Annotated in this window: 14 protein-coding genes and 1 pseudogene; 3 read left to right on the top strand and 12 right to left on the bottom strand. The window is 72.9% G+C overall.

Features of this window, described 5'->3' with window-relative positions:
* Positions 1–105: 105 nt before the first annotated feature.
* The 6 genes from AAC944_RS06375 to AAC944_RS06350 form a co-directional block, all read right to left on the bottom strand.
* Entirely contained in the window at positions 106–600 is a 495-nt protein-coding gene (locus AAC944_RS06375) for a GNAT family N-acetyltransferase (protein ID WP_051872400.1), read from the bottom strand.
* 190 nt (positions 601–790) lie between these two features.
* Positions 791–1,696, bottom strand: a complete 906-nt coding sequence (locus AAC944_RS06370) for a M56 family metallopeptidase (RefSeq protein WP_030624048.1) — start codon at positions 1,694–1,696, stop codon at positions 791–793.
* A gap of 3 nt (positions 1,697–1,699) precedes the next feature.
* The gene (locus AAC944_RS06365) at positions 1,700–2,062 is read right to left on the bottom strand and encodes a BlaI/MecI/CopY family transcriptional regulator (protein WP_030624051.1); all 363 of its coding nucleotides are present in this window, start codon (positions 2,060–2,062) and stop codon (positions 1,700–1,702) included.
* 84 nt (positions 2,063–2,146) lie between these two features.
* Positions 2,147–2,428: a metal-sensitive transcriptional regulator gene (locus AAC944_RS06360; protein ID WP_030624054.1), complete on the bottom strand. Its 282-nt coding sequence runs from the start codon at positions 2,426–2,428 to the stop codon at positions 2,147–2,149.
* Positions 2,429–2,539: 111 nt separating this feature from the next.
* Positions 2,540–4,795 (bottom strand): heavy metal translocating P-type ATPase, encoded by a 2,256-nt coding sequence (locus AAC944_RS06355; protein WP_107054264.1) that lies wholly within the window; start codon positions 4,793–4,795, stop codon positions 2,540–2,542.
* Positions 4,796–4,863: 68 nt separating this feature from the next.
* Positions 4,864–5,154, bottom strand: coding sequence for a heavy-metal-associated domain-containing protein (locus AAC944_RS06350; RefSeq protein ID WP_030624060.1), 291 nt, complete (start codon positions 5,152–5,154; stop codon positions 4,864–4,866).
* 276 nt (positions 5,155–5,430) lie between these two features.
* Here AAC944_RS06350 and AAC944_RS06345 point away from each other — a divergent pair, with 276 nt between their 5' ends.
* Positions 5,431–6,408, top strand: a complete 978-nt coding sequence (locus AAC944_RS06345; RefSeq protein WP_037773508.1) for a DUF8832 domain-containing protein — start codon at positions 5,431–5,433, stop codon at positions 6,406–6,408.
* Between the two features lie 88 nt (positions 6,409–6,496).
* Here the strand turns inward: AAC944_RS06345 and AAC944_RS06340 are convergent.
* The 5 genes and pseudogenes from AAC944_RS06340 to AAC944_RS06320 all read right to left on the bottom strand — a co-directional run.
* Positions 6,497–6,601, bottom strand: a pseudogene (locus tag AAC944_RS06340) (potassium-transporting ATPase subunit C); the annotation flags it as partial.
* Between the two features lie 13 nt (positions 6,602–6,614).
* Positions 6,615–7,970, bottom strand: coding sequence for a diaminopimelate decarboxylase (gene lysA, locus AAC944_RS06335; RefSeq protein ID WP_030624066.1), 1,356 nt, complete (start codon positions 7,968–7,970; stop codon positions 6,615–6,617).
* Entirely contained in the window at positions 7,967–8,407 is a 441-nt protein-coding gene (locus AAC944_RS06330) for an SAV_915 family protein (RefSeq protein WP_051872401.1), read from the bottom strand. The genes lysA and AAC944_RS06330 overlap by 4 nt, the downstream gene beginning before the upstream one ends.
* Before the next feature lie 391 nt (positions 8,408–8,798).
* On the bottom strand, positions 8,799–8,984 hold the full coding sequence (locus AAC944_RS06325) for a hypothetical protein (RefSeq protein ID WP_030624072.1): 186 nt from the start codon (positions 8,982–8,984) through the stop codon (positions 8,799–8,801).
* A 172-nt stretch (positions 8,985–9,156) separates the two neighbouring features.
* The gene (locus AAC944_RS06320; protein ID WP_030624075.1) at positions 9,157–9,681 is read right to left on the bottom strand and encodes an SRPBCC family protein; all 525 of its coding nucleotides are present in this window, start codon (positions 9,679–9,681) and stop codon (positions 9,157–9,159) included.
* 166 nt (positions 9,682–9,847) lie between these two features.
* Here AAC944_RS06320 and AAC944_RS06315 point away from each other — a divergent pair, with 166 nt between their 5' ends.
* Together AAC944_RS06315 and AAC944_RS06310 are read left to right on the top strand one after the other, a co-directional pair.
* Positions 9,848–10,300 (top strand): lamin tail domain-containing protein, encoded by a 453-nt coding sequence (locus AAC944_RS06315; protein WP_051872402.1) that lies wholly within the window; start codon positions 9,848–9,850, stop codon positions 10,298–10,300.
* A 192-nt stretch (positions 10,301–10,492) separates the two neighbouring features.
* Positions 10,493–10,921 (top strand): hypothetical protein, encoded by a 429-nt coding sequence (locus tag AAC944_RS06310; RefSeq protein ID WP_051872403.1) that lies wholly within the window; start codon positions 10,493–10,495, stop codon positions 10,919–10,921.
* 114 nt (positions 10,922–11,035) lie between these two features.
* Here AAC944_RS06310 and AAC944_RS06305 read toward each other — a convergent pair whose 3' ends face one another.
* Positions 11,036–12,136 carry a calcium:cation antiporter gene (locus AAC944_RS06305; protein ID WP_030624084.1) on the bottom strand — a complete coding sequence of 367 codons (1,101 nt, stop codon included), beginning with the start codon at positions 12,134–12,136 and terminating at the stop codon, positions 11,036–11,038.
* Positions 12,137–12,373 lie beyond the last annotated feature (237 nt).

Here is a 12,373-nt window from a genome sequence, read left to right as displayed (position 1 = left end):
GAAAATCCTGTCCGGGAAGGGGCGCCGCGAGCTATGGCCGACGGCTGCGTGTCCACGCGATGGCGTGAACGCGCCACGGTGCCGGACGGATGGTGCGGTGCTTTCTCACACGGCGCGCGCGTACCGGGGCCGGTCCGCGGCGCTCTCCTCGGCGGGCCGGAAGCCGTGCCGGCTGAGGAAGGGAACGGCGGGGTCCTGGGCGGCGAGCAGGGAGATCCGCTGCTGCCGCGCTTCGTTCTTCAGCTGCTGGTCCGTGACGGCGGTCAGGAGGGAGCTGCCCACGCCATGACGGCGATGGGCCCCGGTCACGCACAAGGAATACACCTCGCCCGAACCCGCCTCGGCGATGCCGCCGGCCGCCGCACCGATGACCGTGCCGTCCGCCGTGGTGGCGACGAGCCAGCCCAGCCAGCCGGGCCCGCTGCCCGGCGCTCCGATTTCCGTACGAATTCGAGCCAGCGAACATTGCTGACTGACCAGGCGCTCGACGGCGGATTTACCGAGCAGGTCCGAATAGCTATTACGGAGTGATTCGGCGACGATGCGGGACACCGCCGGAGTGTCCGACTCGACCGCCAACCGCACGTCCACCTGGCCCATGGAGCCTCATCCCTCCCGCGGGCGTAGCCGCCCCACTGCGGTCCACCATAGACCTCAAGTCGCTTATGCAATCAGCCTTCCCGGCGATTTCGCAAGACCGCAATCATTCCACGGAAATATCTGCCGGCTGTTCCGCCGCGCACCCGGGGAATACGAATTTACGTAGTAAGTAAGTAGATCGCGGCGGCGCCTACAGCACACAGCACGTCACCAGGAGCGGAGCGGCGGCGAGTCCGCACCCCAGCACGGTGAGCGCACCACGCGCCGCGGCCCGGCGAGGCCGTTCGGTGGTCAGGAGACGACGGACCCGCACGGCGGTGGAGGAACCGCTCAGCGAGAGGGTGCCCTGGGCCGCCTGCCCGGCCGCCATCTCGTACAGGGCCGCCGCCAGCGCCTGCCGCGACCCGTGCCGCAGCGCGCGGTCGTCGGCCGCCATCTCCAGCAGGAGCGGTACCTCGCGGAGCAGACGGCGGCCGAGGGGCAGCCACCGGAAGGACGTGCCGAAGGCACGCGCGGCGGCGCCGAGCCAGTGATGACGGCCGCGGAGGTGCGCCCGCTCGTGGGCCAGCGCCACGTCCAGCTGCCGCTTGCTCAGCGTACGGACGGCCCCCGAACTCACCACGATCTGCGGTGACCGGCCGGGCAGGCAGTACACCGTCGGCACCGCGTGGTCGATGACCACCGCGCCCAGCGGTGCGGAACGCCGTCCCACCAGCCGCAGCAGATCGGCGTGGCGCGTCCGGGCCCGCCGGGTCCTGCGGTGCTCCCTGGCCAGGGCCTGTACGGGCGGGAGCGCGGCCGTGGCCAGCGAGCCGGCCAGCAGGAGGTACAGCCGGCCGCTGGGCTCCGCCGCGCCGCCCTCCGCGGTCGCGCAGGCCACGATCAGGGCCAGTGCGTCGTGCGCCCCGGCCAGCGGCAGCAGGAGCTGCGCCAGGCCCAGCCCCACCGCGGCCGTCATGAGCACGGCCAGGGTGAGCCAGCTCGCGATCGCCAGGCGCGGGGCGTGCGGGGCCCAGCGGGCGCGAGCCAGCAGACCGGGCGCGAGCAGGGCACTGCCCAGGGCGATCCCCAGCGGCAGTACCAGGTGATGCAGCATCGGTCAGTCCGGCTGCCGGGTGGAGCGGAGCGCGGCGTTGAGCGCTTCGACGTCCTCCGGCGACATGCATTCGACGAAGTGCAGCAGTGCGGTCCGCCGGTCCTCGGTGTGCCCCAGCGCCTCCTGCATGAGGGCCGCGGTGTACTCCTCGCGGCTGTGCGCCGGCTCGTACACCCACGCCCGGCCGCTCTTCTGCCGGCGCAGCAGACCCTTGCGGTGGAGGATGTCGGCGACGGTCATGACGGTCGTGTAGGCGACGGTGCGCGTGCGGTTGATGTCGTCCACCACGTCGCGCACGGTGGCGGGCCGGTCCCATCGCCAGAGCCGGTCCATGATCTCAGCTTCCAGTTCCCCCAGCCGGCGCACGCTGTCCCCCTTCCGCGGCATGACGCCGCCACATGGCCGTGGCACATCGTACGACGCTTGTGCGCCCGGTGACCGTACGAGGCCTCATGACCGCACGAGACGGGCGATGGCCGCCGAGGCCTCGGTGACCTTCTCCCGCGCCTCGCCCCCGCCCCTGCCGATCGCCTCGGTGACGCAGCAGTTGAGGTGTTCGTCGAGCAGCGCGAGAGCGCAGGACTGCAGGGCCGCGCTGGTCGCGGAGACCTGTGTCAGTACGTCGATGCAGTAGGTGTCCTCGGACACCATCCGCTGGAGTCCCCGCACCTGCCCCTCGACGCGGCGCAGCCGGCGCAGGATGTCGTCCTTGTGGTTCTGGTAACCGGTCACTGACGCCTCATCTCATCGGAACGTGCCGGATCGTCCGCCCGTACCGGGCATGACCTGCCGGAGCCGGCGGGGGCCGGAGCGGGAAGTCTCCGGCCCCTCGCCGGCCGGGCGTCAGGACTGGGGCGTGAAGCCGCGCAGCCGCAGGGAGTTGCCGACCACGAAGACCGAGGAGAAGGCCATGGCGGCCCCCGCGATCATCGGGTTGAGCAGGCCGGAAGCGGCGAGGGGGAGGGCCGCGACGTTGTAGGCGAAGGCCCAGAAGAGGTTGGACTTGATCGTGCCGAGCGTCTTGCGGGAGAGCCGGATGGCGTCGGCCGCGGCACGCAGGTCTCCGCGTACGAGGGTGAGGTCGCCGGCCTCGATCGCCGCGTCCGTGCCCGTGCCCATGGCCAGGCCCAGGTCGGCCTGGGCCAGCGCGGCGGCGTCGTTGACACCGTCACCGACCATGGCCACGCTCCGGCCCTCGTCCTGGAGGCGCTTGACGACGTTCACCTTGTCCTCCGGCATGACCTCGGCGATCACCTCGTCGATGCCGACCTCGGCGGCGACCGCCTTGGCCACCGCCTCGTTGTCGCCGGTGAGCAGGATGGGGGTGAGCCCCAGGGCACGCAGCCGCCGGATGGCCTCGGGGCTGGTCTCCTTCACGGCGTCGGCGACCTCCAGCACGGCCCGCGCCTCACCGTCCCAGGCCACCGCGATGGCCGTGCGGCCCGCGGCCTCCGCCTCGGACTTGGCGCGCGCCAGCCCGTCGGGCAGCGCGATGGCCCACTCGGCCAGCAGCTTCTCGCGGCCGACGAGGACGGCGTGGCCGTCGACGACCCCCTGCACACCGAGGCCCGCGACGTTGGCGAAGTCCTCGGGAGCGGGCAGCGTGCCCACCTTCTTGGCGGCGCCGTCGGCGACGGCGCGCGCGATCGGGTGCTCGGAGGAGTGCTCCAGCGCACCGGCCAGCCGCAGTACGTCGGCCTCGTCGGCGCCGGGCGCGGTGTGGACGGCGAGCAGGGTCATCTGACCGGTGGTGACCGTACCGGTCTTGTCCAGCACGATGGTGTCGACCTTGCGGGTGGTCTCCAGCACCTCGGGGCCCTTGATCAGGATGCCGAGCTGGGCGCCGCGGCCGGTGCCGACCATCAGCGCGGTCGGTGTGGCCAGGCCCAGGGCGCACGGGCAGGCGATGATCAGTACGGCGACGGCTGCGGTGAAAGCGGCCGTCAGCCCCGCGCCGTTGCCCAGCCAGAAGCCGAGCGTGCCCAGCGCGAGCGCGATGACGACGGGGACGAAGACGGCGGAGATCCGGTCGGCGAGGCGCTGCGCCGCGGCCTTGCCGTTCTGCGCGTCCTCCACCAGCTTCGCCATCCGCGCCAGCTGGGTGTCGGCGCCCACCCGGGTGGCCTCGACCACGAGCCGGCCGCCGGCGTTCAGCGTGGCACCGGTGACCGCGTCGCCGACCGAGACCTCGACGGGTACCGACTCGCCGGTCAGCATCGACGCGTCGACGGCCGAGGAGCCTTCGACGACGGTGCCGTCGGTCGCGATCTTCTCACCGGGACGGACCAGGAAACGGTCCCCGACCTGCAACTCGGCGGTCGGGACGGTCACTTCCCGGCCGTCGCGCAGCACGGTGACTTCCTTGGCGCCCAGCTCCAGCAGCGCCTTCAGGGCGGCGCCGGCCTTCCGCTTGGAGCGGGCCTCGAAATAGCGCCCGGCCAGGATGAAGGCGGTGACCCCGGCCGCGGCCTCCAGGTAGATGTTCCCGGCGCCGTCGGTGCGGGCGATGGTCAGCTCGAAGGGGTGCGTCATGCCGGGCGTACCGGCCGTACCGAAGAACAGCGCCCACAGCGACCACAGGAACGCGGCCGTCGTACCGACCGAGATCAGCGTGTCCATGGTGGCGGCGCCGTGCTTGGCGTTGGTCCAGGCGGCGCGGTGGAAGGGCCAGGCGGCGTACGTCACGACCGGGGCGGCGAGCGTCAGGGACAGCCACTGCCAGTACTCGATCTGCAACGCCGGGACCATCGCCATCGCGATCACCGGCACGGCGAGCGCCACCGCGGTCACCAGCCGCTGGCGCAGCGGCCGGAGCTCGTCGGGCTCGTCCGCTCCCTGCTCGCCCTCGGGAGCGCTGTCGGTGCGGGGCGGAGCCGGCTCCTGGGCGGTGTAGCCGGTCGCCTCGACGGTGGCGATCAGGTCGGTCACGGAGACGTCCGCGCCTCGGTAGCTGACCTTGGCCTTCTCCGTGGCGTAGTTGACGGTGGCCTCGACCCCGTCCATGCGGTTGAGCTTCTTCTCGATACGGGCCGCGCACGAGGCGCACGTCATGCCACCGATGGCGAGCTCGACCTCGTGGGATTCCGCGATGGTAGTCATCACTGCTCCTCAGTTGCGTCAGGCCGCCGGGCCCGCGCGGTAACGCGGGCCCGGCGACGGGGCCTGGGTCAGGCGGCCCGGCCGGTCAGTTCGTATCCGGCCTCGTCGACGACCTCGGCGATCTTCGCGTCGTCGAGCTCGTCCGCGCTCACGACGCTCGCGGTGCCGGCTTCGACGTCGACCTCGACGCTCAGCACGCCGTCGACCTCGCCGATGGCCTTGGTGAGCGTTGCCTTGCAGTGGCCGCAGGTCATTCCGGCGATCGCGTAGACCGTGGTCCGGCTGTCGGCGACGGCGGTCGCGGTGGTCTGCGCGCCGTCGGTCTGGCAGCTGCCGTCGGGTGTACAGCAGTTGGACATGGTTCCTCCTGGGAAGCGATCGACTCTGGGATACACCAGCCGTTACCCGCATACCCTAGGGGGGTATCGGCGGCGGCCCTGTCATGTATACCCCCACCCCGTATCCATGGCAAGCGCTCGACCGGGGCTTGCATATACCCCGAGGGGGTATATGCTCCGTGGCTACGTGCAGGTCGGCCGCGCGCTCCACGGCGTACGGCCGGCAGTGCGCCCCAGCCGCCCGTCAGCGGTGACCGACGCCCGGACGTGGTGACCGACGATTCGAGGAGAAGCCCGATGAACACCCCAGCGAAGATCACCGCCTTCGTCGCCGCGCTCGCCGCCTCCTTCGGGGCCGCGTACGGAGTGGGCAACGCCGTCGCCCCCATCGCGGCCCCCGAGCCCGCCGCGCACGCCGGACAGCACGGCGACGGCGCGGCGGAAGGCAGCGGTGAGCACGAGAAACAAGCCGGGGGACACGACATGCCGCCCGGCGGCCTGCAGATCTCCCAGGACGGCTACGCGCTCGACCTCAAGACCCCGCGCGTCCCCGCGGGTGAGAAGTCCGCGCTCCGCTTCGCCGTCCGCGACGACTCCGGCCGGCAGGTCACGGCGTTCCGGCGCGAGCACGGCAAGGAACTGCACCTGATCCTCGCCTCACGGGACCTGGGCACGTACCGGCACCTGCACCCCACCCGCGCGGCCGACGGCACCTGGAGCACGGACGCCGAGCTCCCGAAGGTCGGCGGCTACCGCCTCTTCGCCGACTTCACCCCGGCCGCCAAGGGCGCCGACGGCCTCACGCTGGGCGCAGACCTGGCCGTCACCGGGAACTACCGCCCTGCAGCGCTGCCCGCCCCCGCCAAGGTCGCGAAGGTCGACGGCTACACCGTCACCCTCGACGGGCGGCTGCGACCGGGCGCGGAGGACGAGCTGACGCTGAAGGTCAGCAAGGACGGCCGCCCGGTCACCGACCTCCAGCCCTACCTCGGCGCCTACGGCCACCTCGTGGCGCTGCGCTCCGGCGACCTGGCCTACCTCCACGTCCACCCCAACGGCGCCCCCGGCGACGGCAGGACGAAGCCGGGCCCTGAGGTCTCCTTCACCGCCACGGCGCCGAGCCCCGGCACGTACCGCCTCTTCCTCGACTTCCAGCACCAGGGCAAGGTCCGCACGGCGGCCTTCACGGTACGCGCGGAGGGCACGCCCGCCGGCACGGCAGCCGAGGAGACGGCCGAGCCGGAGTCCGGGTCGCACGGCGGCCACGCGCACTGACGGAGAACGCGACGGCGAGGCCGGGCGGCGCCGTTCTTCGGCGCCACCCGGCCTCGCCTGCTGTCGGACCTGACGTCCGCCGTCCTCGGCCCCGCGTCAGCTCCTTGAGGGCGATGTCGAGCCGGAGAATGTTGATCCGGGGCTCGCCCACGAAGCCGGCGATCCGGCCCTCGGTGTGGTCCTCGACCAGCTTCAGGGAGGAGCGGCTAGCGGCCGATGTCGCGGCTGCTCATATCGGCCAGCGTTTCGCGGCGTACGAGAAGCCGCGCCTCGCCGCCCCTCACGGCGGCCACCGGGGGACGGCCGACGAGGTTGTACGCGGAGGCCATGGACAGGTGGTACGCGCCCGCCACCGGTACGGCGAGGAGATCGCCGGGCCGGACGTCACCGGGCAGCGGCACACCGGACGCGAGGACGTCCCCCGCCTCGCAGTGCCGGCCGACGACGGTCACCGGGGCGGGTTCGGCGCGCGAGAGCCGGCCGACCAGCCGGGGCGCGTAGCGCACCCCGTACAGCGCGGGCCGGGGATTGTCGCTCATCCCGCCGTCCACGGCGACGAAGGTGCGCGACTCGGTGCGCTTGACGGCGAGCACCCGGTAGAGCGCGACGCCCGCGGGGCCCGCGATGGCCCGGCCCGGTTCGATGACGAGCCGGGGCACGGTGAGGCCGGCCGCCGCACAGCTCTCGATCAGGGCCGCGCGTACCTTCCTGGCGAGCGCGGGAACGTCCAGTGCGGGCTCGCCCGGCCGGTAGGCGATGCCGTGCCCGCCCCCGAGGTCCAGCTCGGGCGGCACCACGCCGTGGGTGCCCCGGATACGGGCCATCAGCCCCACCATCCGGCGCACCGCCGCCAGATAGGGCTTGCTGCTGGTGATCTGCGAGCCCAAGTGGCAGTGCAGGCCGGCCAGTTCGAGATCCGGCTGGGCGAGCACCCGGGCGATGGCGTGCTGCGCGCTGCCGTCCGCGACCGACAGGCCGAACTTCTGGTCGGCGGTACCGGTGCGGATCTTCTCGTGCGCGCCGGCGGTGATGCCGGGCACCACCCGGACCATGACCTTCAGGCGGGTCCGTGCGCTGCCGGCGGCGGCCGCGAGGCGGGCGATCTCCGACGGGCTGTCGATGACGATGCGGCCCACGCCGAGCCGTAGCGCGGCCTCCAGGTCGTGCGGGCTCTTGGCGTTGCCGTGCAGCACGACGCGCTCGGGCGGTACGCCCGCCGCGGCCGCGAGCTCCAGCTCGCCCGCCGAGCAGACGTCCAGGCCGAGCCCTTCCTCGGCCACCCAGCGGGCCATGGCCCGGCACAGGAAGGCCTTGGCCGCGTACCGGATGTCGGCGTCGGGGAAGGCCTGCGCATACGTACGGCAGCGGGCCCGCACCTCGCCCTCGTCGAGCAGGTAGACGGGCGTACCGAAGCGCTCGGCGGCCTCGGAGAGCGGCACCCCGCCCACCGCCAGGTCACCGGAGGGCAGCGGGACGGTGGAGGAAGGCCAGACGGACAGCGCGGCCGACCTGGTGGGGGCGGTCGCGGTGACCGTGGTGGACGGCAGGTCGACGGTGGTCATGCGGCGCGCCCCCGGAGGAGGTAGGGCGCCGCCGGTGCGGTGGCGCGCTTCGGTACGGGCGCGGCGCCCGGGGAGGGGGAACCGCCGAGGGCCGGCGAAGCGGCGGGCGTGACGGCGTGTTCAGGTGCGGGGGAGTGATGAGGCGTGGCACGGGGGTTCGGGGCGGCGAAGCGGGCGTCGACGGTGACGCGGGTGACGCCCAGCGGGGCCACGAGGGCGCGCAGCGCCGGCTCGGCGAGCCGGATCCACGGCACTCCGGGGCCGAGCGCCGACACCAGCCGTTGCTCCGTCGTGAAGCCGACGGCCGTGCGGCAGCCGAGGGGTGTACGGCACAGGCGGGCCGCGTAACCCATGGGACCCGGCCGGACCGGCACGTAGAGCGGTCCGGCCGGGTGTTCGAGAGGTTCCGGGTCTTCGGTCAGCAAGGTGTCCGCCATGGCGTTCTCCCAGGTGGTGCGGGTCTGAAGGCAGCGGTCCCGGCGCGGTGAGGGCGGGCCGGGACCGCTGCCGACGGTATGCCCGGGGCAGCGGGCGGCCCGTGGGTCCATGACGGGACGCTGACGGTGAACGGGCCGCTTCTGACGGAATGCTGACGCGACATGGGCCCGTCGGGGTGTCGCGGCACGCCCCGTGGGGGCGTCGGTGAAAAGGTGCTCGCCCGTGACTGCTGACGGGCGGCTCGGCAAGGGGGCGCTCGGCTGATCCTCGGCACGTGCCCGGGGCTCCTGGGGGAGCGGCGGGCCTGGCCGGGAGCGCCCTTGCGATGCTCAGGGTGTCCGGGCCACGGGAGGGCGCAACTGCCTCGTCCCGCCCGCCCGGACGGCGGGCTCACCGGTCGCGGTGCCGCTCCGCGTCCCGGCTCTCGTCCTCGCCCTCCGCCTGCGACGGCGTGGTGCGGGGTGCCTCGCGGCCGCGCTCGGGGCCGTCCTGCCGCCCACGGGTGTTCTCCGGGCCTCGGCGCTCGCCCTCCGCCTGGGAGGGCGTCGGCTCGTTCATCGGGTCTGTGTCGCGCATCTGCGCCTCCCGGTCTCGCCGGTCCGTTCCGGCCTGCTGCCGGAGCGATCATCGAGTACCCGGTGGTTTTCGGTGCAAACCGGAGCAAATACCTGGATAGCGCACACATGCCGGGCGTGCGGCCGCGTACTCGGCGGGCCGTGCAGGCCCTCGTCGTGACGCCGCGTGCTCGTCATGCCTCCGCGAGCGCCTTGATGCCCTCCAGCGTCGCGGTCATCCCCGTACGCAGCTCCGCGAGCCGGGCCTCGATCAGCTGCTCCTCGCGGTCGGGCATCCGGGCGATGACCGCGCTGAGCCCGGAGGCACCGGGGCCGATGCGTACGGAGTGCCGCAGCCGGACGCCCTCGGGTGCGGAGTCCAGTGTGAAGCGCCAGGTCGCCAGGGCGTGCGCGGGGTCCGTCACCGGTGCGCCGAAGCGGCCGGCGGTGTCGAGGACGGCCCAGCCGAACTCGTGCCCGGCGTCCGCCGTGACGATCTGCGAGACGGTCCGCCACTCACCGATCTTCGGGTGGCGGTTGTGCCCGGCGAAGCGAGCGCCCACCGCGGGCGCGGTGGCACCGTCGAGCCATTCCACCCGCTGCAGTTCGGGGCTCAGCCGGGCGGGCAGGCCGATGTCGCTGACCAGCTCCCAGATCCGTGGCGCGGCCGCCGCGATCCGTATCTCGCACCGGGCCGCCGGGCCGTCGGCATAACGCATCGTCTCTCCTCGTCTCCTCCGGTCGGGGAGACGGTACTTGCCGGACCCGTCGGCTTCTCGATCTTCACAGATTTCACAGAAAAACCTTTTGCTGTTCGAGGTGTTCGATAACCTGAGTGTCTGCCGAATCCTGCCGGGGTTCGGCCCGACATCTTGAGGATGCGCGTTGCTTCGTATACGTACGCTCGCCGCCGCAGTGACCGCCACCGCGTGTGCCGGGATCCTTGCGCTGCCCGCACAGGCCCAGGCGGCCGGCTCGGTCCACCTGTACAAGATCTACTACGACAGCCCGGGCAAGGACACCCGCTCCAATTCCAGCCTGAACGCCGAGTACGTGCAGATACGGAACAGCACCGGCAGGAGCGTCAGCCTGAAGGGCTGGACGCTGGTGGACGCCTCGCGGCACAAGTACACCTTCGGCACGTACACGCTCGGCTCCGGCAAGACCGTGACCGTGCGCACCGGCAGGGGCGGCAACACCCAGTCGACCCGCTATCAGGGCCGGGCCGCGTACGTCTGGAACAACGACAAGGACACCGCGACGCTGCGCACGTCCACCGGCCGCGTCCAGGACACCTGCTCGTACAACTCCCCCCGGTACGACTACAAGATGTGCTGAGCCGGGCGTGCCGCCCCGGTCCGCCGGGTGTGCCGCCAGGCGCACCACGGCGTACGGCGGCGGCGCGGGGCACGGTCGCCGTGCGCCTCCGAGGGGCTGCCGCGAGCGTTGCGGGACGCCTCGGGGCGCGTGATGATGGCTGCCTGGAGCGGCATCGCCGGACGCGGCGTGTCGGTCACAAGGGAGCGAGCCATGACCGAACCCGGTGACCTGCGGCAGACCTACGCATTCAGCTGCACCGGATGCGGTCACGCCTGGAAACAGACCTACGAGATCGTGATCGTCGCCGATGCCGACGGCCGCCGCTCCCAGACGTACCGCATCGAAGGGCGCACGGTGCGCTCCCCGCTCACCGCGCCCGTCTGCCCGCACTGCGAGAGCGGGCGGGTGCACGCGGTGCCGGTGGGGCTGGCCGATCGGGCCCTGGCGGCGGGCACCGCACCGCAGCCGCGTCCCGAACGCCATGAGCGCGCGCACCTGCCGCACGCACCCCATCTGCACCTGCGGCGCCGCTCCGCCCGGACGGGCACGCAGGACACGGCGCGCGCTCAGGAACGCATTCCGGACCGCACCCGCGTGCAGGACCGTGCGGACACGAAGGACGACCCGCCGGCGAGGTGACGGCCGTGGGCTCGTCCCGAGGCGCGTCGGTGAGTCCGCCCTCATGCTCCGACGTCCGTCCGGAGGACCGCTGCGGCGTCTCACAGGGTCCTGCTCCGCTCCGCGGAGGCTCTCTCAGGGGCTGACGGCCAGGACCAGGTACGCGGCCAGCAGGGCGAGGTGGACGCCGCCCTGGAGGGGCGTGGCGCGTCCCGGGATGACCGTCAGGGTGCCGACGACCACCGTGAGGGCCAGCAGCACCATGTGGGTCGCGCCGAGCCCGAGGACGAGCGGGCCGCTCAGCCAGATGGAGGCCACGGCGACGGCGGGGATGGTCAGCCCGATGCTCGCCATGGCGGAGCCGAGCCCGAGGTTCAGGCTGGTCTGCACCCGGTCACGGGCGGCCGCCCGTACCGCAGCGATGGTCTCCGGCAGCAGGACCAGCAGCGCGATCACCACGCCGACCACGGAGGACGGCAGGCCGGCGGCCTGCACCCCGGCCTCGATCGTGGGCGAGGCCGCCTTGGCCAGCCCCACCACGCCCACCAGCGCCAGGGCCAGCAGCCCCAGGCTGGTCAGGGCCACCCGCCGGGTGGGCGGATCGGCGTGGTCGTCCTCGTCGATCACCTTGCCCGAGGAGGTGACGGGGAGGAAGTAGTCCCGGTGCCGCAGGGTCTGGGTGGCCACGAAGAGCCCGTAGAGCACGACGGCCGCGAACGCGGCGAACACCAGCTGGGCCGGGGCGAACTCCGGGCCCGGCTTGCTCGTGGTGAACGTGGGCAGGACGAGGCTGAGCCCGGCCAGCGTGGCCACCGTCGCGAACGCCGCCCCGGTGCCCTCCGGGTTGAACACCGCGACCCGCCTGCGCACCGCGCCCACCAGCAGGCACAGCCCGACGATGCCGTTGCAGGTGATCATCACGGCGGCGAAGACGGTGTCCCGGGCGAGCGAGGCGGCCTTGTCGCCGCCGTCGGTCATCAGCGTGACGATCAGTGCCACTTCGATGGTGGTCACCGCCACCGCGAGCACCAGGGACCCGAACGGCTCACCCACCCGGTGGGCCACCACCTCGGCGTGGTGCACCGCGGCCAGTACGGCACCGGCCAGGAAGCACGCCACGAGGGCGACGACCGGTCCGGGCAGTGCACGGCCCCAGGTGAACGCGAGCAGGACGACGGCGAGTACGGGAAGGGCGGCGGTCCAGTCGCCGGCGACCGCCCGGACGGTACGCAGCATGGCTCGACCCTCTCAGATCACCCGGCGGCCTGCGCGCGGAAGAGCGCGCGCCTGCCCCTTCCGTATCACTGGAACACGTTCTGCCGTGCGGGCGACCCCACGGACCGCAGGACCGGGCCAGGGAGGCGCCGGCGCTCCGCCCTCAGCCCCCAGGACGCCTCCGCCGTCATCTTCACCTTCGGCGGCGGCAACAACGAGATCCAGCGGGAGATCATCTCGTGGGTCGGTCCGGGGACG

The sequence above is a fragment of the Streptomyces sclerotialus genome, assembly GCF_040907265.1.
In the GTDB taxonomy this organism is placed as follows: Bacteria; Actinomycetota; Actinomycetes; order Streptomycetales; family Streptomycetaceae; genus Streptomyces; species Streptomyces sclerotialus.
The sequence above is the reverse complement of the archived record's forward strand: the minus strand, read 5'-3'. Positions and strand labels throughout refer to the sequence as shown.

Coding starts and splice junctions, on each gene's coding strand:
- AAC944_RS06345 (WP_037773508.1), top strand. CDS start 5,431: ATGAACACCCCAGCGAAGATCACCGCCTTCGTCGCCGCGCTCGCCGCC.
- AAC944_RS06370 (WP_030624048.1), bottom strand. CDS start 1,696: ATGCTGCATCACCTGGTACTGCCGCTGGGGATCGCCCTGGGCAGTGCC.
- AAC944_RS06350 (WP_030624060.1), bottom strand. CDS start 5,154: ATGTCCAACTGCTGTACACCCGACGGCAGCTGCCAGACCGACGGCGCG.
- AAC944_RS06375 (WP_051872400.1), bottom strand. CDS start 600: ATGGGCCAGGTGGACGTGCGGTTGGCGGTCGAGTCGGACACTCCGGCG.
- lysA (WP_030624066.1), bottom strand. CDS start 7,970: ATGACCACCGTCGACCTGCCGTCCACCACGGTCACCGCGACCGCCCCC.
- AAC944_RS06355 (WP_107054264.1), bottom strand. CDS start 4,795: ATGACTACCATCGCGGAATCCCACGAGGTCGAGCTCGCCATCGGTGGC.
- AAC944_RS06305 (WP_030624084.1), bottom strand. CDS start 12,136: ATGCTGCGTACCGTCCGGGCGGTCGCCGGCGACTGGACCGCCGCCCTT.
- AAC944_RS06330 (WP_051872401.1), bottom strand. CDS start 8,407: ATGGCGGACACCTTGCTGACCGAAGACCCGGAACCTCTCGAACACCCG.
- AAC944_RS06325 (WP_030624072.1), bottom strand. CDS start 8,984: ATGCGCGACACAGACCCGATGAACGAGCCGACGCCCTCCCAGGCGGAG.
- AAC944_RS06320 (WP_030624075.1), bottom strand. CDS start 9,681: ATGCGTTATGCCGACGGCCCGGCGGCCCGGTGCGAGATACGGATCGCG.
- AAC944_RS06310 (WP_051872403.1), top strand. CDS start 10,493: ATGACCGAACCCGGTGACCTGCGGCAGACCTACGCATTCAGCTGCACC.